At 66.9% G+C, this 20,570-nt stretch carries 20 protein-coding genes and 1 pseudogene; 13 read left to right on the top strand and 8 right to left on the bottom strand.

Annotation, left to right across the window (positions count from 1 at the left end; all coding sequences use genetic code 11):
• Positions 1 to 2 precede the first annotated feature (2 nt).
• The 5 genes from DDE23_RS18885 to DDE23_RS18865 all read left to right on the top strand — a co-directional run bounded on the left by DDE23_RS18885 (position 3) and on the right by DDE23_RS18865 (position 5,452).
• A complete protein-coding gene (locus DDE23_RS18885; protein ID WP_107754866.1) occupies positions 3 to 1,565 on the top strand; it encodes an ABC transporter ATP-binding protein in 1,563 nt (520 codons plus the stop codon).
• Positions 1,562 to 2,653 carry an ABC transporter permease gene (locus DDE23_RS18880; protein ID WP_107754865.1) on the top strand — a complete coding sequence of 364 codons (1,092 nt, stop codon included), beginning with the start codon at positions 1,562 to 1,564 and terminating at the stop codon, positions 2,651 to 2,653. Before DDE23_RS18885 ends, DDE23_RS18880 begins: the two co-directional genes overlap by 4 nt.
• 1 nt (position 2,654) lies before the next feature.
• Positions 2,655 to 3,620, top strand: a complete 966-nt coding sequence (locus tag DDE23_RS18875) for an ABC transporter permease (protein WP_107754864.1) — start codon at positions 2,655 to 2,657, stop codon at positions 3,618 to 3,620.
• 123 nt (positions 3,621 to 3,743) lie between these two features.
• Positions 3,744 to 4,664 carry a sulfite exporter TauE/SafE family protein gene (locus DDE23_RS18870; protein ID WP_107754863.1) on the top strand — a complete coding sequence of 307 codons (921 nt, stop codon included), beginning with the start codon at positions 3,744 to 3,746 and terminating at the stop codon, positions 4,662 to 4,664.
• Positions 4,664 to 5,452, top strand: coding sequence for a TIGR02186 family protein (locus DDE23_RS18865; protein ID WP_107754862.1), 789 nt, complete (start codon positions 4,664 to 4,666; stop codon positions 5,450 to 5,452). Before DDE23_RS18870 ends, DDE23_RS18865 begins: the two co-directional genes overlap by 1 nt.
• A gap of 3 nt (positions 5,453 to 5,455) precedes the next feature.
• Here DDE23_RS18865 and DDE23_RS18860 read toward each other — a convergent pair whose 3' ends face one another.
• From DDE23_RS18860 to thpR, 4 genes are all read right to left on the bottom strand, one after another.
• Positions 5,456 to 5,599 (bottom strand): entericidin A/B family lipoprotein, encoded by a 144-nt coding sequence (locus DDE23_RS18860; RefSeq protein WP_107754861.1) that lies wholly within the window; start codon positions 5,597 to 5,599, stop codon positions 5,456 to 5,458.
• An 82-nt stretch (positions 5,600 to 5,681) separates the two neighbouring features.
• Positions 5,682 to 6,416, bottom strand: coding sequence for an SDR family oxidoreductase (locus DDE23_RS18855; protein WP_107754860.1), 735 nt, complete (start codon positions 6,414 to 6,416; stop codon positions 5,682 to 5,684).
• Between the two features lie 3 nt (positions 6,417 to 6,419).
• On the bottom strand, positions 6,420 to 6,656 hold the full coding sequence (locus tag DDE23_RS18850) for an Lrp/AsnC ligand binding domain-containing protein (protein ID WP_107754859.1): 237 nt from the start codon (positions 6,654 to 6,656) through the stop codon (positions 6,420 to 6,422).
• Positions 6,657 to 6,709: 53 nt separating this feature from the next.
• On the bottom strand, positions 6,710 to 7,249 hold the full coding sequence (gene thpR, locus DDE23_RS18845; protein ID WP_107754858.1) for an RNA 2',3'-cyclic phosphodiesterase: 540 nt from the start codon (positions 7,247 to 7,249) through the stop codon (positions 6,710 to 6,712).
• A 98-nt stretch (positions 7,250 to 7,347) separates the two neighbouring features.
• Between thpR and DDE23_RS18840 the strand changes: the two genes are divergently transcribed.
• Positions 7,348 to 7,719 (top strand): DUF6455 family protein, encoded by a 372-nt coding sequence (locus DDE23_RS18840; RefSeq protein ID WP_107754857.1) that lies wholly within the window; start codon positions 7,348 to 7,350, stop codon positions 7,717 to 7,719.
• Between the two features lie 68 nt (positions 7,720 to 7,787).
• On the opposite strand, the gene DDE23_RS18835 is transcribed toward DDE23_RS18840, so the two are convergent.
• Both DDE23_RS18835 and DDE23_RS18830 read right to left on the bottom strand, forming a co-directional pair.
• Positions 7,788 to 9,410 carry a BCCT family transporter gene (locus tag DDE23_RS18835; protein WP_107754856.1) on the bottom strand — a complete coding sequence of 541 codons (1,623 nt, stop codon included), beginning with the start codon at positions 9,408 to 9,410 and terminating at the stop codon, positions 7,788 to 7,790.
• A gap of 151 nt (positions 9,411 to 9,561) precedes the next feature.
• On the bottom strand, positions 9,562 to 11,094 hold the full coding sequence (locus DDE23_RS18830) for an ATP-dependent DNA helicase (protein ID WP_107754855.1): 1,533 nt from the start codon (positions 11,092 to 11,094) through the stop codon (positions 9,562 to 9,564).
• Between the two features lie 98 nt (positions 11,095 to 11,192).
• On the opposite strand from DDE23_RS18830, the gene DDE23_RS18825 reads away from it, so the two are divergent.
• Together DDE23_RS18825 and DDE23_RS18820 are read left to right on the top strand one after the other, a co-directional pair.
• Entirely contained in the window at positions 11,193 to 11,948 is a 756-nt protein-coding gene (locus DDE23_RS18825) for an HAD-IIB family hydrolase (RefSeq protein ID WP_107754854.1), read from the top strand.
• Positions 11,941 to 13,167, top strand: coding sequence for a glycosyltransferase family protein (locus DDE23_RS18820; RefSeq protein WP_107754853.1), 1,227 nt, complete (start codon positions 11,941 to 11,943; stop codon positions 13,165 to 13,167). The genes DDE23_RS18825 and DDE23_RS18820 overlap by 8 nt, the downstream gene beginning before the upstream one ends.
• On the opposite strand, the gene DDE23_RS18815 is transcribed toward DDE23_RS18820, so the two are convergent.
• Together DDE23_RS18815 and fabD are read right to left on the bottom strand one after the other, a co-directional pair.
• Entirely contained in the window at positions 13,164 to 14,831 is a 1,668-nt protein-coding gene (locus DDE23_RS18815; RefSeq protein WP_107754852.1) for a sugar phosphorylase, read from the bottom strand. The genes DDE23_RS18820 and DDE23_RS18815 overlap by 4 nt on opposite strands.
• Positions 14,832 to 15,427: 596 nt before the next feature.
• Positions 15,428 to 16,357: an ACP S-malonyltransferase gene (fabD, locus tag DDE23_RS18810; protein WP_107754851.1), complete on the bottom strand. Its 930-nt coding sequence runs from the start codon at positions 16,355 to 16,357 to the stop codon at positions 15,428 to 15,430.
• 405 nt (positions 16,358 to 16,762) lie between these two features.
• On the opposite strand from fabD, the gene DDE23_RS18805 reads away from it, so the two are divergent.
• The 5 genes and pseudogenes from DDE23_RS18805 to DDE23_RS25620 all read left to right on the top strand — a co-directional run.
• On the top strand, positions 16,763 to 17,275 hold the full coding sequence (locus DDE23_RS18805) for a putative pterin-binding protein (protein WP_238150055.1): 513 nt from the start codon (positions 16,763 to 16,765) through the stop codon (positions 17,273 to 17,275).
• On the top strand, positions 17,272 to 18,636 hold the full coding sequence (locus DDE23_RS18800) for a sensor histidine kinase (protein ID WP_107754850.1): 1,365 nt from the start codon (positions 17,272 to 17,274) through the stop codon (positions 18,634 to 18,636). The genes DDE23_RS18805 and DDE23_RS18800 overlap by 4 nt, the downstream gene beginning before the upstream one ends.
• Positions 18,633 to 19,259, top strand: a complete 627-nt coding sequence (locus tag DDE23_RS18795) for a response regulator transcription factor (RefSeq protein ID WP_107754849.1) — start codon at positions 18,633 to 18,635, stop codon at positions 19,257 to 19,259. Before DDE23_RS18800 ends, DDE23_RS18795 begins: the two co-directional genes overlap by 4 nt.
• 116 nt (positions 19,260 to 19,375) lie before the next feature.
• Positions 19,376 to 19,579, top strand: a complete 204-nt coding sequence (locus DDE23_RS18790; RefSeq protein WP_107754848.1) for a hypothetical protein — start codon at positions 19,376 to 19,378, stop codon at positions 19,577 to 19,579.
• Between the two features lie 318 nt (positions 19,580 to 19,897).
• Positions 19,898 to 20,350: pseudogene (locus DDE23_RS25620) on the top strand (transposase); the annotation flags it as partial.
• Positions 20,351 to 20,570 lie beyond the last annotated feature (220 nt).

The raw sequence follows: 20,570 nt of genomic DNA, 5'->3' as shown, positions 1-20,570 counted from the left end.
CGATGGTCGCTGACGTGACCGGGGGGGCGGCTGACGCCGCCCCCGCCATCGAGCTTCGCGGGATTTCCAAGGCCTTCGGCCCGGTCCAGGCGAACAAGGACATCAACATCCGGGTGCGCAAGGGCACCATCCACGGCATCATCGGCGAGAATGGCGCGGGCAAGTCGACGCTGATGTCGATCCTCTACGGGTTCTACAAGGCCGATTCGGGCGAGATCCTGATCGACGGCAAGCCCACGCAGATCGCCGATTCCCTGGCCGCGATCCGTGCCGGGATCGGCATGGTGTTCCAGCATTTCAAGCTGGTCGAGAATTTCACGGTGCTGGAGAATGTCATTCTCGGCTCCGAAGGGGGGGCGCTGCTCAAGCCCTCGAAGGCCAGGGCGCGCAAATTGCTGACGCAGCTGGCCCATGATTACGAGATGCATGTCGACCCCGATGCGCTGATCGAGGATCTCTCGGTCGGCCACCAGCAGCGGGTCGAGATCCTCAAGGCCCTTTACCGCGAGGCCAATATCCAGATCCTGGACGAGCCGACCGGCGTGCTGACCCCGGCCGAGGCTGACCATTTGTTCCGTATCCTCAAGGGGTTGCGTGAGCAGGGCAAGACCATCGTCCTGATTACCCACAAGCTGCGCGAGATCATGGAAGTGACCGACGAGGTGTCGGTCATGCGCCGGGGCGAGATGGTGGCGACCGTCACCACGGCCGAGACCAGCCCGGCCGAGCTGGCCGAGCTGATGGTCGGCCGCAAGGTGCTGCTCGACGTGCAGAAGACCCCGGCCCAGCCCGGCGAGGTGGTGATGTCGGCCCGCGGGCTGACCGTCACCGACCGCCACGGGGTCGAGAAGCTGCGCGGCATCGACCTCGACATCCGCCGGGGCGAGATCCTGGGCATCGCCGGGGTCGCGGGCAACGGCCAGTCGGAACTGCTGGAGGTTCTGGCGGGGATGATGGCCGGGACCGGCACCATGACCATGCTCGGCGAAGAGATGGACCTCACGCTCAGGCGCGACAATGCCCGGACCCGGCGCGAGGACAGCATCGCCCATGTGCATGAGGACCGGCACCGCTGCGGGCTGATCCTCGATTTCATGGCCTGGGAAAACGTGGCCTTCGGCTATCACAACGCGCCGGAATACCAGAAGAACGCGCTGCTGATGGACAACCACGCGATCCTTGAGGACGCCAAGGGCAAGATCGAGCGTTTCGACGTGCGCCCGCCCAATCCGATGCTGACGGCCGAGAGTTTCTCGGGCGGGAACCAGCAGAAGATCGTCCTGGCGCGCGAGATCGAGCGCAACCCCGACCTGCTGCTGGTCGGCCAGCCCACAAGGGGCGTCGATATCGGCGCCATCGAGTTCATCCACAAGCGGCTGATCGAGCTTCGCGATCAGGGCAAGGCGATCCTGCTGGTCTCGGTCGAACTGGATGAGATCCTGTCGCTTTCCGACCGGATCGTGGTCATGTTCGACGGCCGCATCATGGGCGAGCGCGACCCCGAACAGACCAATGCGCAGGAACTGGGCCTTCTGATGGCCGGCGTGACGGGAGAGGCCGCATGAAAACCATGCCGAAATGGGCCGACGTCCTGCTGGTCCCGCTGATTTCGCTTGTCATCGCCTTCGCGCTCTCGGCGCTGGTGATCCTGGCCATCGGAGAGGACCCGGTCCGCGCCATGGAGCTGATGGTGACGGGGTCGCTGGGCTCCACCTATGGCTGGGGCTACACGCTTTACTATACGACCAACTTCCTGCTGACCGGCCTGGCCGTGTCGATCGCCTTCCAGGCCAAGCTCTTCAACATCGGGGGCGAGGGGCAGGCGATGATCGGCGGGCTGGGCGTGGCGCTGGTGTGCCTGTTCATCCCCTGGCCCAACTGGTGGCTGGCGATGATCGCGGCGATCCTGGCCTCGGCGCTGTTCGGGGCGATGTGGGCGGCGATCCCGGCCTGGCTTCAGGCCAAGGCGGGCAGCCATATCGTCATCACGACGATCATGTTCAACTTCATCGCCGCCTCGCTGATGAACTACCTGCTCAGCCATGTGCTGCGGCCGACGACCTCGATGGACCCGGCGACGGCGCGCTTCGACAACGTACTGAGGCTGCCGCGGCTGCATGACATCCTGGGGCTGGTGGGGATCGACTTTTCCCGCTCGGGTCCGGCCAACATCATGCTGTTCGTGGCGCTGGCCTTCTGCGTGCTGGCCTATGTCCTGCTCTGGCGCACGCGCCTCGGGTTCGAGATCCGCGCCTTCGGCCAGTCCGAGGCCGCGGCGCATTACGCCGGCATCTCCAGCTTCAAGATCATCATGGTCGCCATGCTGATCTCGGGCGCGCTGGCCGGCACGATGGCGGTCAATTCGGTGATGGGCGGGCCGCAGCGGCTGGTGATGAACGCGGTCGAAGGCGCGGGCTTCATCGGCATCGCCGTGGCGCTGATGGGCCGTTCGCATCCGATCGGGATCATCGCCCCGGCGCTGCTGTTCGGCTTCCTGTTCCAGGGCGGCTCGGAACTGGCGATCGAGACCTCGATCCCGCGCGATATGATCGTCATCATCCAGGCGCTGGTCATCATGTTCACCGGGGCGCTGGACAATATGGTGCGCCGACCGCTCGAACTTCTGTTCCTCGCGCTGCGGCGGAGGGCCTGACATGGATATCGCAACCTTCGTCCAGATCTTCGAATCGACGTTGCGGCTGGCCACGCCCCTTCTGTTCGCCTGCCTCGCCGGGCTGTTTTCCGAACGGGCCGGGATCTTCGACATCGGGCTCGAGGGGAAACTGCTGGTCGCGGCCTTCTTTTCGGCCTCCATCGCCTATGTCACGGGCTCGGCCTGGCTGGGGCTGGCGGCGGGGATCGGGGCTTCGGTCGTCTTCTCGCTGATCCATGGCGTGGCCTCGATCACCTTCCGGGGCAACCAGCTGATCTCGGGCGTGGCGATCAACTTCCTGGCCGCGGGGATGACCGTGGTCGTGGCGCAGAGCTGGTTCCAGCAGGGCGGCCGCACGCCGCCCCTCGTGGGAGACGCGCGCTTCGACCGGCTGTCCCTGCCTTTCGCCAATGCGCTGCATGACGTGCCGGTGGTCGGGCAGATCTATGGCCAGATCCTGAACCAGCATTCGATTCTGGTCTATTTCGGCCTTCTCTGCGTGCCGCTGACCTGGTGGGTGCTCTATCGCACGCGCTTTGGCCTGAGGCTGCGCGCGGTGGGCGAGAACCCGGCCGCGGTCGATACGGCGGGCATCTCGGTCGTGCGGCTGCGCTATGCGGCCATCGTCATCGCCGGGGTTCTGTGCGGCATCGGCGGCGCGTATCTCTCGACGGCGCTGGCGGCGGGCTTCGTCAAGGACATGTCGGCCGGTCGCGGCTATATCGCGCTGGCGGCGCTGATCTTCGCCAAGTGGCGGCCATGGCATGCGCTGGGGGCGGTGCTGCTGTTCGGCATGCTCGAGGCCATCGCCAACCGCTGGCCGAACCTCGATCTGGGGATCATCACCCTGCCCAACCAGTTCATGACGGCGCTGCCCTATATCCTGACCGTGGTCATTCTGGCGGGCTTTGTCGGCAAGGCGATCCCGCCCCGCGCCGGTGGCGAACCCTACGTCAAGGAACGATGACGCGCAGCAGGCCGGTGCCCCGATGGGACCGGCCTGCCCGCGATAATAATTTGGTATCCCCCAACCGGTAAATTTCATGGCAAAGCCCCTGTAACCGGCGGGGTTCTTGTCCTATTCAGACTCATGTTGGTCTATCTTCCCATTGCCGAGGTCTCGACGAACCTCTTCACCCTCCTGGGCGTTGGCGCCGGGGTCGGCATGCTGTCGGGCATGTTCGGGGTGGGCGGCGGCTTTCTGATCACGCCCCTGCTGTTCTTCATCGGCATTCCCCCCGCCGTGGCCGTGGCCACGGGCGCCAATCAGGTGGTGGCCTCGTCCATCTCGGGCGTGCTGGCGCATCTGCGGCGCAAGACGGTGGATCTGAAGATGGGAACCGTGCTGCTGATCGGCGGCCTCATAGGCTCGTCGCTGGGGATCATCGTCTTCCGCTGGCTCAGCGCCCTGGGCCAGATCGACCTGGCGGTGCAGCTGTCCTATGTCATCTTCCTGGGCATCGTCGGCGGCCTCATGCTGCAAGAGAGCCTGCGCGCCTGGTATCGGACCAAGAAATCCGGCTCGCCCCGGCGCAAGCTGCACCAGCACACCTGGGTCCACGCGCTGCCCTTCAAGATGAAGTTCCGCGTCTCGGGCCTCTATATCAGCGTGATCCCGCCCCTGCTGGTCGGGGCGGCGGTGGGTGTCCTGTCGGCGGTCATGGGCGTCGGCGGCGGGTTCATCATGGTCCCCGCGATGATCTATCTGCTGGGGATGCCGACCAAGGTCGTGGTCGGGACCTCGCTGTTCCAGATCATCTTTACCACCGCCTACACCACGGTCATGCACGCCGTTACCGGCCATTCGGTCGATGTGATGCTGGCCTTCTTCCTGATCCTTGGCGGCGTGATCGGCGCGCAATTCGGCACCCAGATCGGCACAAGGCTCAAGGCCGAGCAATTGCGCATCCTGCTGGCGCTGCTGGTGATCCTGGTCTGCCTGAAGGTGGCGACCGACCTGCTGATCCGCCCGGACGAGCTGTATTCGGTCCGCGTTCTGGGGGGCTTCTGATGCGGGCGCTCTGGCTGGTTCTGCTGCTCCTCGTCGCGCTGCCCGCGCGGGCGGGCGAGATCGTCGGCGCGCTGAGCCAGAACCGAGTCGCCCTGACCGCCAGCTTCTCGGGTTCCGAGATCCTGATCTTCGGCGCCATCCGCCGCACGGCCGAGGATCTGCTGGCCGAAGCCGAGGCCGAGGCGGCCGGCGGGGTGGATTACGACGTCATCATCGTCATCGAGGGGCCGCGCCAGCCGATCGCCGTCTGGCGCAAGGACCGCCGCGCCGGGATCTGGATGAACGTGGATTCGGTGACCATGGCCTCGGTCCCGTCGTTCTATGCCGTGGCGACCTCGGGTCCCTTGAACCAGATCCTCTCGCCCGAGGCGGATGCGGCATACCGCATTTCGGCCCGGCAGGCGATCCGGGCGGAACAGGTGGGCGACGGCTCGCCGCAGGCGCTGCTCTTCGCCGAGGCGCTGCTCAGGATCCGCGAACGCTCGGCGCATTACATGGCGCTTGACCGGTTCGTGCATCTCGACCGCGACATCCTGTTTCGCGCCAATGTCCGGCTCCCCGCCAACCTGACCGAGGGCGCCTATACGACGCGCATGTATCTGGTGCAGGATGGCGAGGTGGTGAACCAGTTCCGCACGGCGATCTTCGTGCGCAAGGACGGGCTGGAGCGCTGGCTGCACGAGCTGGCCTATGAGCAACCCCTGCTCTACGGCTTTCTCGCGCTGGCCATCGCCATCGTCGCCGGCTGGGGCGCCTCGGCCCTGTTCCGGCTGATCCGCCAGCAATAGCCGTCAGATATCCGACTGGACCTGACGGGCGGTGCTGGAGACGGCCTGGCCGGCAGCCTGGACGTCGCGGCCCGCGCCTTCGACGGTTTCGCAACCGGCAACGGCGGTGACAGCGGCAAGGGTCAGAACGAGGATCAGCGGTTTCATGATTGTCTCATTGCTTGTTGGGGAAAGGGAAACGCGCGGCACCGTCTCCGGTTCCCGCGCGTGACGCCTTTTCCGCCCAACCTCAGCCGCGACCCAGCCAGGGCATGTTGGTGGCCATGATCGACAGGAAGGGAATGTTGGCCCCCTTGGGCAGGCTGGCCATGTGCAGCACCGCCGAGGCCACCTCGGGCAGTTCCATAATCGGCTCGGCCATCAGCCTGCCATCGGCCTGGGTGACGCCCCTGGCGATCTGGTCGGCCAGCGCGGTGCGCACATTGCCGATGTCGATCTGCCCGGCGGCGATGTCGAAGGGGCGCCCGTCCAGCGCCAGCGTCTTGGTCAGCCCGGTCACCGCGTGCTTGGTCGCGGTATAGGCCACCGAGCCCGGGCGCGGGGCATGGGCGCTGACCGAGCCGTTGTTGATGATCCGCCCGCCCATCGGCGCCTGCCGCCGCATCTGGCGAAAGGCGGCGCGGGCGCAGAGGAACATGCCGGTCAGGTTCACGTCGACCATGGCCCGCCAATCCTCGACCGACAGATCGTCGATCAGCGTGCCGAGGATCGCCTTGCCGGCATTGTTGAACAGCACATCGACCCGGCCGAAACGCGCGATGGTCGCGGCAAAGGCCGCATCGACCGCCGCCGCATCGGTCACGTCGCATTCCAGCGCCAGCGCGTCCGGATTGTCGCCCGCCAGTTCGGCCAGTTTGCCTGCGCTGCGAGCCAGCAGCGCGACCTGCCAACCCTCGGCCAGAAAGCGTTCGGCCGTGGCGCGCCCGATCCCGGCGCTGGCCCCGGTGATGACGATGACCGGCATGGCTCAGAACGCCTTGAAGGTCATGGTGGTCAGCGTGCGCACGATATCGGGCACGCCGAACAGGTTCTCGCTGAGGTAATGGCCGACATCCTCGTCGGCCGGGATATAGACCTTGGCGATCAGATCCCAATCGCCCGAGGTCGAGAACAATTCCGACACGATCTCGCGGTCATAGATGGCGCGGGCCACCTCGTAGGTCTTGCCGGGGGTGCAGCGGAACTGGACGAAGACGCAATGCATGGGGGCCTCCTGATTTCGGGGCAGGTTAGGCAGAGGGCGCGGGCGGCGCAAGGTCAGCCGAGCTTGTAGCGGGCGAGCGGGTCGTAGACCGGCCCCTCGGGGCGCAGGGTGGAGCGGTAGAGCACCATTTCCTCGGCCAGCCACAGGTCCGAGGTCAGGGGCTCGACCGCCTGCATGGCGCGGGCCAGCGCTTCGGGCTGGGCCTCGCCCTTGCGGAAGCGGCCCAGCGTCACATGGGGGACGTATTTGCGTCCCGGCACCTCGATCCCGACCTCGCGCGCGGCGCGGGCGCTCTTCATGTGCAGCGCGCTCAGCCGCGCGTCGCCGGCGATCCGGGCAAAGACCGCGTCGGGGTCATTGCCGCCGAAACTGCCCAGACCGTCCAGCCTGAGCAGGGGCGCATACCGGGCCATCGCCTCCAGCGCATTGTGGAAGTCCTCCAGCACCGGTTCGGGCTGCCGGTCCAGAAAGACCAGCGTGATATGGAAGGTCTCGGGCTCCAGCGGGCGGGGCAGGGGCAGGCGATGCTGCGCGATGGTCAGCCGGTCGAGGATCGGCTCGGGCAGCGGCAGGGCGAGAAAAGCGCGGATCATGTCCCTGCGTAACGGGCGCCTTGAGCCAGATCAAGGCGCGGCGGGGCAGGGGCGGCTAGGAAAGGGGCGAAGATCCGCAGCCGCAAGGGAGGCTCCTGATGATGGAACGGTTCCTGCGCATGTTCCGGCTCAGTCGCGACATGCATGAGATCGAGGCGATGACCGACACCGAACTCGCCGATCTGGGCGTCAGCCGGACCGAGGCGCTGTCGCTGGCGGTGCTGCCCGACGATGTGCCCGTACGGGTCGGCGCCATGGCACGGATCTACGGGCTTGAGGTGGATGATCTGCTGGCCGACCGCCGCGTCTGGCACGAGCTTTTGCACGGCTGCAACCATTGCACGGATCTGGCCACCTGCCACCGCTTCATGGCCCGGGCCGAGCCCGAGGCGCCGGTCGATCCGGCGGCGCTGGCCTTCTGCCCGAACCGGGCGACCTTCGACCATCTGTCACGGTCGCTGGCGGGCTGAGACTTTCCCCGTGACGAAACGGGCGGCAGGTTCCCCTGCCGCCCGATCCAGTTTCAGCGTGGCCTGCTTCAGCGAGGCTCGTCCATCAGGCCCTTGATGAGGGCGTAACAGGCCAGAAGCAGCACGATGGCGAAGGGGAAGCCGGTCGAAACCGCCATCGCCTGCAACGCGCCCAGCCCGCCGCCGATCAACAGCGCCGCCGCAACCAGCCCCTCGAACGTGGCCCAGAAGACCCGCTGCGCCACCGGCGCATCGACCTTGCCGCCCGCGGTGATCGTGTCGATCACCAGCGAACCCGAGTCCGACGAGGTGACGAAGAACACGATCACCAGCACGATGGACAAGAGCGAGGCGATGAAGGTCAGCGGCATCTGCGTCAGCATCTCGAAGAGCTTCAGTTCCAGCGCCGCGTCCTGGGCTCCGGTGAAGCCTTCGACGATCAGCTGGTCCAGCGCCGCGCCGCCCAGCACCGTCATCCAGACGATCGAGACGGCGGTCGGGATCAGCAGCACGCAGGTGATGAACTCGCGCACCGTGCGGCCGCGGCTGACGCGGGCGATGAACATGCCGACGAACGGCGACCAGCTGATCCACCAGGCCCAGTAGAAGGCCGTCCAGCCCTGCGAGAAGTTCGCATCCTCGCGGCCGAAGGGGTTCGACAGCGGGATCAGCTCGCTGGCATAGGCGCCGACATTGTCGACCAGATCGCCGAACAGCGTCATCGTCGGCCCGGCGAACAGGATGAACAGCACCAGCACCGCGGCCAGCACCAGGTTGACCTCGGACAGCAGTTTCACCCCGCCATCGAGGCCCCGCAGCACCGAGAAGAGCGCGGCGCCGGTAATCAGCGCGATCAGCACGATCTGCGAGGTGGTGCCGATCGGCACGCCGAACAGGTAGTTGAGCCCGGCATTCGCCTGTTGCGCGCCGACCCCCAGCGAGGTGGCCAGCCCGAAGAGCGTGGCAAAGACCGCCAGGATGTCGATGACATGCCCGGGCCAGCCCCAGATCCTTTCGCCGAAGATCGGGTAGAAGATCGAGCGCACGGTCAGCGGCAGGCCCTTGTTATAGGCGAAAAGCGCCAGCGACAGGGCGACGATGGCATAGATCGCCCAGGGGTGCAGGCCCCAGTGGAAGATCGTCGCCGCCATCCCCAGCGCATGCGAGGCGGCGGCATCGCCCTCGGCCCCGCCCAGCGGCGCCCAGTCGGTGCGCACGCCGTTTTCCAGCGTGACCCCGCCGAACGAGGTGGAATAATGCGAGATCGGCTCGCTCACGCCATAGAACATGAGGCCGATACCCATTCCGGCCGCAAAAAGCATGGCGAACCAGCCGGCATAGCCGTAATCGGGCGTGGCATCCCGGCCGCCGATCCGCACCTTGCCCAGGGGCGAGACGATCAGGCCAAGGCAGACCAGCACGAAGATGTTGCCGGCCAGCAGGAAGAACCAGTCGAAGGTCGAGGTGAGGAAATCCCTCATGCCGGTGAAGACCGGGCCGATGGTGTTCTGGAAGGCCATGGTGATGATGACGAACGCCACCACCGACAGACCGGACACGGCAAAGACCGGGTTATGGATGTCCAGACCCAGAAGCTGGACGTTGTTCTGACCGATTTCGTAATCGGTCTCGATCAGATTTGCAGGCCCCTCGGGGGCGGGTATGGCGTCGCCGTCGGTGGAATCGGACAAGCCTTCCCTCCTTTTTGGTTATCGGTTTCGCTATTTTCCGGGGGCGTCTCCCACCGGATCGCCCTGCGTAACGCGTCTGTTACCGACATGAAAGGCCGCAAGCGACGCTTTTTGCTACAAAATGACGCATGCAGGGTGCGTCTTGGGCGTCTTACTCGCCCTGTGCTTCCAGCGCGAAGGGGGCAGGCGTGCCGCCCAGATCGTCAATCCTGAGGGGCCCCGAGGGCCGCGCCAGCCGGTTTCTGACCACCCAATAGAGCCGGTGCTCGGCCCGGGTGATCGCCACATAGGCCAGCCGTTTCCACAGGGCCACACCGGCTTCTGTCCGCCCCATCCGGGCCGCGACAAAGAGGTCGGGGGCGAAGACCTGCACCTCGGGCCATTGGCTGCCCTGCGCCTTGTGGATCGTCACCGCCGCGCCATGCAGGAAGGCTGCGCCCATGCCCGCGGCGAAGGGGATGAAGGGCTCTTCCTCGCCCTCCCGCTCGATCTTGATGATCGAGGCGGCCGAGACCTGCGGCTCCTCGGCGCCGAAGACATGCAGCCGCGAGAAGCCGGGCCGCTTGCCGGGGCCGAGGTAGACGCATTGCGCGCCCTTGATGAGGCCCCGCGCCTCAAGGTCGATGCGGCGCTTGCGGTGCTTGAGCGGCAATTCCAGCCCGTCGCAGATCAGCGGCTCGCCCGGCATGAGGTCGGTTTCCGGCGCGCCATGGGCGGCGCGGAAGGCGTGGATCAGCTTGATCCGCGTCGCGTTGCGCCAGACCAGCACCGGCGAGCGCGCCATCAGGTCGCTTTCCACCCGCCCGGCCCAGACCACGCGCTCGTCGCGCTGGGCGGTCTCCTCGATCATCCGCTCGAATTGCTCGAATTCCAACGCGGGATCGGCCACCGCATGGGCCAGGTCCAGGATCGGGTTGTCCTGCGTCTGGCGGTGGATGCGGTGCAGGACCAGCTTCTGCTTTTCGGGCAGCGTGTCGAAGACCATCTCGCCCGATTGCCCGACCGGCGCCAGCTGCGCCGGGTCGCCGAACAGGATCAGCGTCTGGAAGATTTCCTGCAAATCCTCCATCTGGCGGGCGTCCAGCATGGAGCTTTCATCCACAAATCCGATATCGAGCGGATCCTCGCGCCGTTTCCAGCCCTTGATGAAATCGGAGCCCCTGAGCCCCGCCGCGGCCAGCGCGCCGGGGATCGACTTGACGGTCTCGTAGAACGCCTTGGCCCGGTCCAGCGCCGTGTCGGGCAGGTTCTCGATCACCGGGCGCTCGATATTGCCCTCCAGCCATTCGGCGATCTTCTCGTATTCCGGGTCATAGACCGGGGTATAGAGGATGCGGTGAATGGTGGTCGCGGGCACGCCCCTGTTACGCAGGACCGAGGCCGCCTTGTTGGTCGGCGCCAGGATCGCCAGCGTGCGCCGCTCCTTGCGCCGCCGCCCCTCGTAATCGCCGCTGACGGTTTCGACCCCCGCCGCGTCCAGCGCCTTGGTCAGTTCGGCCAGCAGCATCGTCTTGCCCGAGCCCGCCTTGCCGATCACCGCCATCAGCGCCTTGTCGGCGTCGGGGTCGGGCGCGTCCGAGGATTCACCCGCCAGATCGACGCCCGCCTTCTGCATGACGTCGGCCAGGGCATCCCAGGCGGCGGCCTGGTCATCGGAAAAGGTGAGGGTCGTCGCGGCGGTCATGGGCGCGACATTAGGGCAGGGCGGGGGCCGGGGAAAGCGGACTTTCGGGGTGGTCGCCGCGCCGCAGCGTGCTAGGCTTTGTCGGGAAGGGAGATCGCGTGCGGCTGATCGTCTTTACCGACCTCGACGGGACCTTGCTGAATCACCGGACCTATGACGCGCGGCCCGCCCGGCCGATGCTGGACAGGCTGGCGGGGCTGGGGGTGCCGGTGATCCTCGCCTCCTCGAAGACCGCGGCCGAGATCGCGGTCTGGCAGCGCGACCTCGGCCTGACCCGCTGGCCCGCCATTGTCGAGAACGGCGCGGCGCTGGCCGAAGGGGCGTTCGACGACAGCGCGTACCGGCGGATCCGGGCGGAACTGGCGCGCCTCGCCGCCCCGTTCCGCGGCTTCGGCGACATGAAGCCGGCCGAGGTCGCGGCGCTGACCGGCCTGACCCCCGAGACCGCCGCGCTGGCGCAGACCCGCGCCCATTCCGAGCCCGGCCTCTGGCAGGGAACCGAGGCGGCGCTGCCCGCGTTCCTCGAGACGCTCAAGGCCCGGGGCATCACCGCCCGGCGCGGCGGGCGCTTTCTGACACTGTCTTTCGGCGGCACCAAGGCGGGCCGGATGGCCGACCTCGCCGCCCGCTTCAAGGCCGATACGACCATCGCGCTGGGCGACGCGCCCAACGATGCCGAGATGCTGGCCGCCGCTGATCACGCGGTGATCGTCCGCAACGACCACGGGCCGGGCATCGCGCCCTTGCCCGACGAGACGCGAGTCATCCGCACCGGGGCGTCCGGCCCGGAAGGCTGGCGCGAGGGCATGGCGGCGGTGCTGGACCGCCTGGGGATCGGAGAGACGGATGGCTGACTTCCACCAGAACGGCAACATCGCCCAGTTCCACAACCTGCGCACCCGCCCGCTGGAGGAACTGGAATACCGGCTGGAGACCTTCGCCCAGACCCGCAAGATCAGCCTGATCCTTCCGTCCCTCTATTCCGAACTGGAAGGTCCGGCGCTGGAGAACATCCTGGCCGAACTCGCCAAGGTCAAATACCTGCACCGCATCATCATCGGCCTCGACGCTGCCGATGAGGGGCAATTCCGCGCCGCCCGCCGCTTCTTTGCCCGGTTGCCGATCAACCATGTGGTGCTGTGGAACGACGGGCCCCGGATCCAGAGCCTGATGCAGCGGCTGGAGCCGCACGGCCTGTGGCCGATCGAGGCGGGCAAGGGCCGCAACGTCTGGGGCTGCATCGGCTATCTGATCGCCTGCGCCGACAGCGCGGTGATGGCGATCCACGATTGCGATATCGTCACCTACAACCGCGAAATGCTGTCGCGGCTGGTCTATCCTGTGGCGCATCCGGCCTTTCCCTATCACCTGTCCAAGGGCTTTTACCCGCGGATCGGCAACAACCGGCTGGGCGGCCGGGTGACCCGCAATCTGGTCAGCCCCCTGCTGATTTCCTTGAAGAAAGTGCTGGGGGACAGCGATTACATCGACTACCTGCGCGCCTTCCGCTACCCTTTGTCCGGCGAATTCGCCATGCGCACGGCGACGCTGCCCGACCTGCGCATGCCCTCCGACTGGGGGCTCGAAATCGGCGTCCTGTCCGAGGCCTGGCGCAACCTCGGGCCCCGCGCCGTCTGTCAGGTCGAGATCGCCGATGTCTACGACCACAAGCATCAGGACCTCTCGGCCGAGGACGCGCAGACCGGCCTCAACCGCATGTCGATGGACATCTGCAAGGCGATCTTCCGCAAGATGGCGGCGGATGGCGTGGTGCTCAGCCCCAATATCTTCCGCACGCTGAAGGCCACCTATTATCGCCGCGCGCTGGACATGCTGGAGGTCTATTCCAACGACGCGCAGATGAACGGCCTCAGCTTCGACCGCCCGGCCGAGGAACGCTCGATCCAGCTTTTCGCCGAGAACATCATCCAGGCCGGGCAGGTGTTTCTGGAGAACCCGCAGGAACTGCCCTTCATCCCCAACTGGAATCTGGTCAACGCCGCCGAACCCGATTTCCTGACCGATTTCCGCGCCGCGGTTGCGGCGGATATGAAGGACAGCGAGCCCGGCTAGCCGATATTGCTGATCCAGCGGCATTGATAGGGGGCGAAGGGGATCGGGCCGTCGGGGGTGATCCGCTCGCCGCTCAGGAGGTCGCGCCATTCCTCGTCCTCGATGAGGTTCAGCGCATAGCCGTCGAGTTCCAGCGCCTCGTCCGAGACATTGTGCAGTGCGAAGATGGATTGCTGCCGGTCAAGCGATTGCCGCCAGACGCCGAGCAGCCGGTCCTCCAGCTGCAAGGTCAATTGCGTGGCGTTCGGATGGAAACCGGCCTGCCGCGAGCGGATGCGGAGGCGGCGCTGCATCTCGGACAGGACCCGCGCCTGATCGCTGGCGGGATCGTCGAGCCGCGCCAGCAGGTCGGGATAATGCCAGCGATGGCGGTTGATCGCCCGGTTCATGCCGCGCCGCGTCACCGCCTCGTGGTCATTGGGCGTGGCCAGCAGCGAATGGATGTAGAAGGCCGGGATCCCCTCCAGCGACATGACGATGGTCTGCGAGCAGAGGAAGCGGGCGATCTTCGCGCTTTCCTCGCCGTTGAAGGTCCGGCTCATGGCGTCGAAATAGCCGCAATTCAGTTCATAGACGGCCTGCTGCCCGCCCGGCAGCGCCCGCATCGACGCCAGACCACCCGCCGACTGGATGCTGGTTATAAGCCGCAGCACCTCGTCGGGCGGCAGGATCCCCTCGACCGGGCGCATGCCGATCCCGTCATGGCTGGCGGTGAAGTTGAAATAGGCGCAGCCCAGGGGCGCGGGCGGCATGGCCCGGAGCCAGCGCCTGAGATGGCGCACATTCCCCGACAGAAGCGCGTGCAGCACCAGGGGCGGCAGGGGGAAGTTGTAGACCATATGCGCCTCGTCCCGGCGGCCGAAATAGCTGAGGTTCTCGGCCTTGGGGACATTGGTCTCGGTCAGCAGGACGACCTTTTCGGTGGCGAAATCCGCCAGAACGCGCATCAGTTTGACGATGGCATGGGTCTGCGGCAGGTGGATCGAGGGCGAGCCGGGCTCCTTCCAGACGAAGGCCACGGCATCGAGCCGGATGATCCGCACCCCCTGGTCGATATGCAGGCGCAGGAGGCGGATGATCTCCAGCAGCACCTCCGGATTGTGGAAATCGAGGTCGACCTGATCGTGGCTGAAGGTGCACCAGACATGACGGGTGCCGCGGTTGGTCTCGACCGCGCGCAGGAGGGGCGTGGTGCGGGGGCGGACCACGGCCGAGAGGTCGTCCTCGGGCGAGGCCTCCTTGAAGAAGCCGTCATAGGGCGGCTTGCCCTGCCGGTACTCGGTGAACCAGGGGCCCTGGCTCGACACATGGTTGAGAACCATGTCGGACATCAGCGTGAAGGCTGCGCCGATGCGGCGGATATCGGGCCAGTCGCCCAGCGCCGGATCGACGCGGGTGTAATCGGTGACGGCGAAACCATCGTCCGAGGTAAAGGGGAAGAAGGGCAGGATATGCACGCCGTTCAGCGCGCCGCCCAGCCGCCGGTCGAGGAAATCCAGCAGCAGGTCCAAGGGCTTGTGGCTGCCGTCGGTGATGGAATTGCCATAGGTGATGACCATAGCGTCCCGCTCGGACCAGAGCGCGTTCGAGGGCCGCCGCGGCCGCTGGCGCCGGGCGCGCCCCTCGGGCCAGAAGGCGGCGATCACGGCGCCGGTCAGGGCCATCGCGTCGCGCCCGGGGTAGAGCGTGACGAGCAAGCCGTGCAGGCGGCTGCGCAGGCTGCGGGTGACGGCAGGATCGGGGATGGGGACCTCGACTTGGCTTGGGCTGACGGGGAAAGTGTATCGCCCGGGGGCCAAAGGACAAGCCGCGGGCCGCCCAGAGGCGCCGTCACCCCGGCGCTGCCCGCTGGCTGGGCGCCGCTGCCCGATCCGGCGGCGCCTGTCGGATGGGCACAGCGGCGGGAGGCGCGCTCCCACCCGCCCACCCCGCGCGCCTCCCGCCGCGGAGAGGACGGCGCTTGGGGTTGGCCCCGGGGGCCTTCTGCCCCCGGACCCCCGAGGATATTTGCAGAACGAAGATGAGGGGCAAGCGCCCTCTGTTCTCCATCTTTGTTCTGCAAATATCCTCGGGAGGATTTTCAAGGAGGGTGGAAAACCCTCCTTGAAGCAGGGGGCGCGGGGGGCGGGCTCCCGGCCGCGCCACGGGCGCGGCGTTCGCGGCTGAAACGCGCCACTGGCGCGTTTCCAAGACGCCGCTCACCCCCCCGCCTCCGGTCGCCTGAGGCAGCCGCGGCAGCGGCGGGCGAGGGTGAAACCCCTCAGCCCTTCAGCGCGGCGATATCGGCGGGCGTGCCGATTGCCTTGCATTCGGCCTCGCGGTCGATGCGGCGGATCATGCCGGAGAGCGCCTTGCCCGCGCCGATCTCCCAGAATTCGCGCACGCCCTGCTCGCCCATCCAGGCCACCGACTCGCGCCAGCGGACCGAGCCCGTGACCTGCTCGACCAGCAACTGGCGGATCGCCTCCGGGTCGCTGACCGCCTGGGCGCGGACATTGGCCACCACCGGCACCGTCGGGGTGGCGATGCTGACGCCGGCCAGCGCCTCGGCCATGGCCTCGGCCGCGGGCTGCATCAGCGCGCAATGGAAGGGGGCGGAGACCGGCAGCATCAGCGCCCGTTTGGCGCCGCGGGCCTTGGCCAGTTCCACCGCCCGCTCGACCGCCGCCTTGTGGCCCGAGACCACCACCTGCGCCGGGTCGTTGTCGTTGGCGGCCTGGCAGACCTCGCCCTGGGCCGCTTCGGCCGCGACCTCGGCGGCGGTGGCGAAATCGAGGCCCAGAAGCGCGGCCATGGCGCCCACACCCACCGGCACCGCCGATTGCATGGCCTCGCCGCGGATCCGCAGGAGACGCGCGGTATCGGCCACGCTGAGCGAGCCCGCCGCGGCGAGGGCCGAGTATTCGCCCAGCGAATGCCCGGCGACGAAGGCCGCGTCGGTCAGGGCGAAGCCCTCGGCCTCGAGCGCGCGCAGTGCGGCGAGCGAGGTGGCCATCAGCGCCGGCTGGGCATTGGCGGTCAGCGTCAGCTCGGCGATATCGCCCTCCCAGATCAGCGAGGACAGGGTCTGGCCCAGCGCCGCGTCGACCTCGTCGAAGACGGCTTTCGCGGCCGGATAGGCCTGGGCCAGATCGCGCCCCATGCCGATGGTTTGCGCCCCTTGTCCGGGGAAGACGAATGCGCGGCTCATGCCAATCTCCTCGTAACCTCTCCTTGCCATACAAGTCCCGGCCGGCGCGTGCAATCGCCGGGGCGGGGCCGGAGGGGCGGGGCCGGAGGGGCGGCCGGGGCGCCGGCTGGCCGGGGGCACTCCCCCGAATTGGGGAATGGTGCAGGCGCCCGCGCGATGCGATTGGGAAGCAGTCGGCGAAATTTATGCGTGGCCCGAGTGACAATTGAGGTCGACGACGTCTGGTGCGCTGTCCCGATGGGATGCGGCCGCCAGCCCTGCGCCGGTTCCAACCGCCGGCGCAGGCGCTGGCGTCCGAGGGCCGATCGGTCCGGCGCATCGCCCTTCGGTCGTGAAGGACCACCGTTTTGACAGGGGGCGGTTAACCGCTTAACCTTTTTGTCCGAGGGATGGAGTCTCCGATTGATGCCGACGCTGCGCCCCGACACGATGTCTCGTCGTGGCTTGCTGACGACCGCTGTTGCGGCGGCGGCCTTGCCGCGCCCGGCGCGGGCCCGGGACCGTCCGCTTCTGACCGTGGTGTCGCCGAACGGGTCCCGCCAGCGGTATGACGAAGAGGATCTTGCCGCCCTGACCTGGCACGACATCGTGACCCACACGGTCTGGACCGACGGGCTCCAGACCTTCCGCGGCCCGTATTTGCGCGATATCCTCGTGCTGACCGGTGTCACGGCCGATGATCTGGCGCTCCGCCGGCTGACGCTGACCGCGCTGAACGATTTCCGCGTCGACGTCCCGGCCAGAGATGCCTTCGCCTTCGATCCGATCCTCGCCCGCAACGCCAATGGTCAGCCGATGCTGGTGCGCGACAAGGGCCCGCTCTGGCTGATCTATCCCCGCGACACCACCCCGGCCCTGCAGACGCCCGAGTTCGACGAGCGCTGGGTCTGGCAACTGACCCTGATCGAGATCACATGACCGTCACGCGGGGCACGTTCCTGTCGGCGGTGACCATTCTGGCCTTCCTGATCCTCGCGGCGATTTCGATGGTCTGGCTGGTCGCCGTCCAGCGCGCCCTGCAACAGGAACTTGCGGAATCGAACCTCTGGGCGGCCTCCCAGGCCGAGCGGGAAAGCCTGCGCTTCTCGCTCTTGCTGCGCTCGGCCGAGGCCGCGGCCGAGGATCGGGCACTGCAATTCGAGATCCTTTTCAGCCGCATCGACCTGCTGGCGACCAACCCCCAGCGCGCCTATTTCGCCACCATCGGGCAGGGCGCCGCGGTGGATCGCGCGATGGCCCTGCTGCGCTCCCTTGACGCGGCCCCGGTGACGGAGCCGGACCCGGACAGCGCCCGACTGGCGGCCGAGCTGGCCGAGGTGTCGCGGGGCATCGCGATTGCGACCTATCTTGCCGAGCGGCGGACCCGCTTCATGCTGCATGACCGCGAGCATCGGGCCACCAACCTGCTCACCGCCTCGGTGATCGGCGCGGTCCTGGCCGGGCTGGCGATGGCCACGCTGCTGATCCGGCGAACGCGCGGCCTCTTGCGGGTCCGAACCGAGCTTGAGGCGCATCAGCGGCAGCTGGAGCGGACGATCGCCGACCGCACCGTGAAGCTGCGCGAGGCGCTGGGGGCAGAGCGGCGCGCGAAAGAGGTCTATCGCAGTTTCGTGGTCACCGTGGCGCATCAGTTCCGCACCTCGCTGTCGATCATTCACATGACCGCCCAGCGTCAGGTCCGCCGGCCCGAGGGGCAGATCGACGCCGAAATGCGCCTGCGGTTTTCCAAGATCGTCGATGCGGCCGAGCGGCTCGAGCGGCTGATCGGCGGCTTTCTGGAAACCGCCGCCTTTCAGAAACGCGATATCGAGGGCAAGCGCAGCCGGGTCGATTTCAACGCGATCGCCTCCGTCGCGGTGGCGCAGACCCGAGCGACGCAACCCGACCGCAAGATCGACTGCGATTTCGCCGCCGATCCCCTGCTTCTGGACGGGGACGCCGTCCTTCTGGAACAGGTCGTGCTCATCCTTCTGTCGAACGCCCTGAAATACTCGGCCCCGACCGGCCCGGTGCAGGTGACGACCTGGAAGGACGGCACATTGGTCCGCTGCTCGATCACCGATGTCGGCTGCGGCATCCCCGAGGAGGCGATGGGCGCGATCTTCGAACCCTATTACCGGGCCCCGAATGCGCACCGCTTTCCCGGTGTCGGCGTCGGGCTGAGCCTGGCCGCGCAATTCGTGGACCTGCACGGGGGCCGTATCGACGTCACGTCGACGCTGGGCGAAGGGACCACCTTCTCGGTCTGCCTGCAAGGATGGGGGAGCAACCCGGCATGACGGCTTCGGACAAAGGTGCAACCATCCTGTGCGTCGAGGACGAGGCGGCGCTGCTCGAGGAACTGCGCGACGAACTGGCAGGGGCGGGACATTGCGTGCTGACGGCTGCCAGCGGCGACGAGGCCGAAGCGATCCTCGCCACCGTGACCCCTGACATCGTGCTCTGCGACGTGATCCTGCCCGGCCGGTCGGGGTTCGTGCTGCTGCAGGACCTGCGCCGGGCGGGCAAGGTCAATGCGGCGACGGCCTTCCTGTTCGTGACCGCGCTGTCGGACCGCGAGTCGCATCTGGAGGGGCTGCGCGCGGGGGCCACGGATTACATCACCAAGCCCATCGACCTCGACCAGCTGCATCTCAAGATCGCCAATCTGCTGGCGCATGCCCGCTGTCTTCGGGCCCAGACCGAGCCGAGGATCGAGCTGCCCCCGGCGCATCTGTCGCGCCGCGAACAACAGGTGCTGGGTCTGCTGGGGCGCGGCATCCGCACCGTCGAGATCGCTTTCGAGTTGCAGATATCCGAGCATACGGTGAACCAGTACATCAAGGACATCTACCGCAAGCTGGGCCTCGGCAACCGTGCCGATGCCGCCCGCGCGGCGATCGCGCTGGGCCTGCTGGACTGAGCGCCGCGCGGGGTCGGCCGGGGCAGGGCGGCCTCCCCTGAAATGGGGAATGGCCCCGGCGTGACGCAGGCGGCAATCTGCTCCTGGTTGTCCTGCCCCAGTTCGAGTGCGATCCCGTGACACAGATTGAGGAATACCGCCGTTGGCTGACAACGCAGCGCAGCTACCTGCAGGCGCTGCTGTCGGACTACCGCAACGGCACCCGCGCCGCCATCTACACCCTGCCCGACGGCAAGCGCGTCGACGAGACCGCCCAGGTGATCGCCCAGCTGGAGACCGACATCCAGCGCCTGACCCTGCCCTCTCCACCCGACGACTGACCGCCGCCGGGCGCCATCGGCAGCCCCAGCCCGGCTGGCGCCAAGCGACCCGGGCCGCGCGGCGGGCCGACTGTTGCAGCTTTCGATGTCAAACACTGCAAGTGTAGCGCGACAACAGGTCTTGCAGTGTTTGACAGGAAGAGTTGCAGCGCTCGACCAGCAGTCTTGAGGAGACGCGTCCTCGAGCATTCGGTCGACCTATGCATCGCCAACGCCTTCATCAACTATTCTGTCCAGTGACCTGGCGTAGGTCCTCTCGAGATAGCGACGAAGCCCCTGCTTTGCGACAACGCATGCGGCAGCTCGCTTGAGATGTGCGAGCACGTTAGCCTTCGAGCAGAGGATGCGCCCGTTCTAGCCCGATCTGCTGGCGCAGAGTCCGGCTGAAGGGCGGATCGGCCTTATCACCGCCAGCGGATTCCATGACACCAAAGGTTGCCGCACGCCCAGCGCTGCGCGAGTGGCCGTTGCCACCGTGCCACCATAGCACCAAGGCGAGTTGCCAGGGGCTGGAAGGGCCGCAAACTCAGCCTGCAGGCGCGAGACAATGCGTTACGTGCCAGCAAAGGCTTCACTCGCGCCCGCTGGCAGAAATGGTCCAGCTATCACCGAAGAAGTCACGGTGAGGCCAAGATGAGATGCATCAAGCTCCGCGGCGAGCGCATCATGGTCAGAGACTTCGACAGTCTGGATGCAGAGGTTCAGATCGGCATCGCATTCATGAACCGCTTCAGATCACTCGGAGCGCCCGGGACCGGCTGCATGCGTTGAAGATATCTCGGAACGAGACGAATCAAACCTCATTCCGAATAGAGCAGCAGAGCCAGTCGCATCCAAAGATCGACCGTGGAAGGGACATTGGCGCGCCGAAACATACCTCGCTGGATCACCTCAAGTTTCTAGTGTAAGCCTTAAGAAGCTCTTGCGACTTTGGGGCACCGCATAGGTTTTCGACAAGGGCAAATATGGAGGCGACCGATCCGCGCACCAT

Origin of the sequence: Pararhodobacter aggregans, from assembly GCF_003075525.1 — a bacterium.
Lineage (GTDB): Bacteria > Pseudomonadota > Alphaproteobacteria > Rhodobacterales > Rhodobacteraceae > Pararhodobacter > Pararhodobacter aggregans.
This window is presented reverse-complemented; position numbering and strand designations above follow the sequence as displayed.

Bases quoted from the DNA above. Each gene is read 5' to 3' on its own strand.
- DDE23_RS18800 (WP_107754850.1), top strand. From the start codon at position 17,272: ATGACCGTCACGCGGGGCACGTTCCTGTCGGCGGTGACCATTCTGGCC.
- DDE23_RS18860 (WP_107754861.1), bottom strand. From the start codon at position 5,599: ATGAAACCGCTGATCCTCGTTCTGACCCTTGCCGCTGTCACCGCCGTT.
- DDE23_RS18820 (WP_107754853.1), top strand. From the start codon at position 11,941: ATGGCTGACTTCCACCAGAACGGCAACATCGCCCAGTTCCACAACCTG.
- DDE23_RS18865 (WP_107754862.1), top strand. From the start codon at position 4,664: ATGCGGGCGCTCTGGCTGGTTCTGCTGCTCCTCGTCGCGCTGCCCGCG.
- DDE23_RS18815 (WP_107754852.1), bottom strand. From the start codon at position 14,831: ATGGCCCTGACCGGCGCCGTGATCGCCGCCTTCTGGCCCGAGGGGCGC.
- fabD (WP_107754851.1), bottom strand. From the start codon at position 16,357: ATGAGCCGCGCATTCGTCTTCCCCGGACAAGGGGCGCAAACCATCGGC.
- DDE23_RS18855 (WP_107754860.1), bottom strand. From the start codon at position 6,416: ATGCCGGTCATCGTCATCACCGGGGCCAGCGCCGGGATCGGGCGCGCC.
- DDE23_RS18805 (WP_238150055.1), top strand. From the start codon at position 16,763: ATGCCGACGCTGCGCCCCGACACGATGTCTCGTCGTGGCTTGCTGACG.
- DDE23_RS18840 (WP_107754857.1), top strand. From the start codon at position 7,348: ATGATGGAACGGTTCCTGCGCATGTTCCGGCTCAGTCGCGACATGCAT.
- DDE23_RS18850 (WP_107754859.1), bottom strand. From the start codon at position 6,656: ATGCATTGCGTCTTCGTCCAGTTCCGCTGCACCCCCGGCAAGACCTAC.
- DDE23_RS18875 (WP_107754864.1), top strand. From the start codon at position 2,655: ATGGATATCGCAACCTTCGTCCAGATCTTCGAATCGACGTTGCGGCTG.
- DDE23_RS18880 (WP_107754865.1), top strand. From the start codon at position 1,562: ATGAAAACCATGCCGAAATGGGCCGACGTCCTGCTGGTCCCGCTGATT.
- DDE23_RS18795 (WP_107754849.1), top strand. From the start codon at position 18,633: ATGACGGCTTCGGACAAAGGTGCAACCATCCTGTGCGTCGAGGACGAG.
- DDE23_RS18870 (WP_107754863.1), top strand. From the start codon at position 3,744: ATGTTGGTCTATCTTCCCATTGCCGAGGTCTCGACGAACCTCTTCACC.
- thpR (WP_107754858.1), bottom strand. From the start codon at position 7,249: ATGATCCGCGCTTTTCTCGCCCTGCCGCTGCCCGAGCCGATCCTCGAC.
- DDE23_RS18830 (WP_107754855.1), bottom strand. From the start codon at position 11,094: ATGACCGCCGCGACGACCCTCACCTTTTCCGATGACCAGGCCGCCGCC.
- DDE23_RS18885 (WP_107754866.1), top strand. From the start codon at position 3: ATGGTCGCTGACGTGACCGGGGGGGCGGCTGACGCCGCCCCCGCCATC.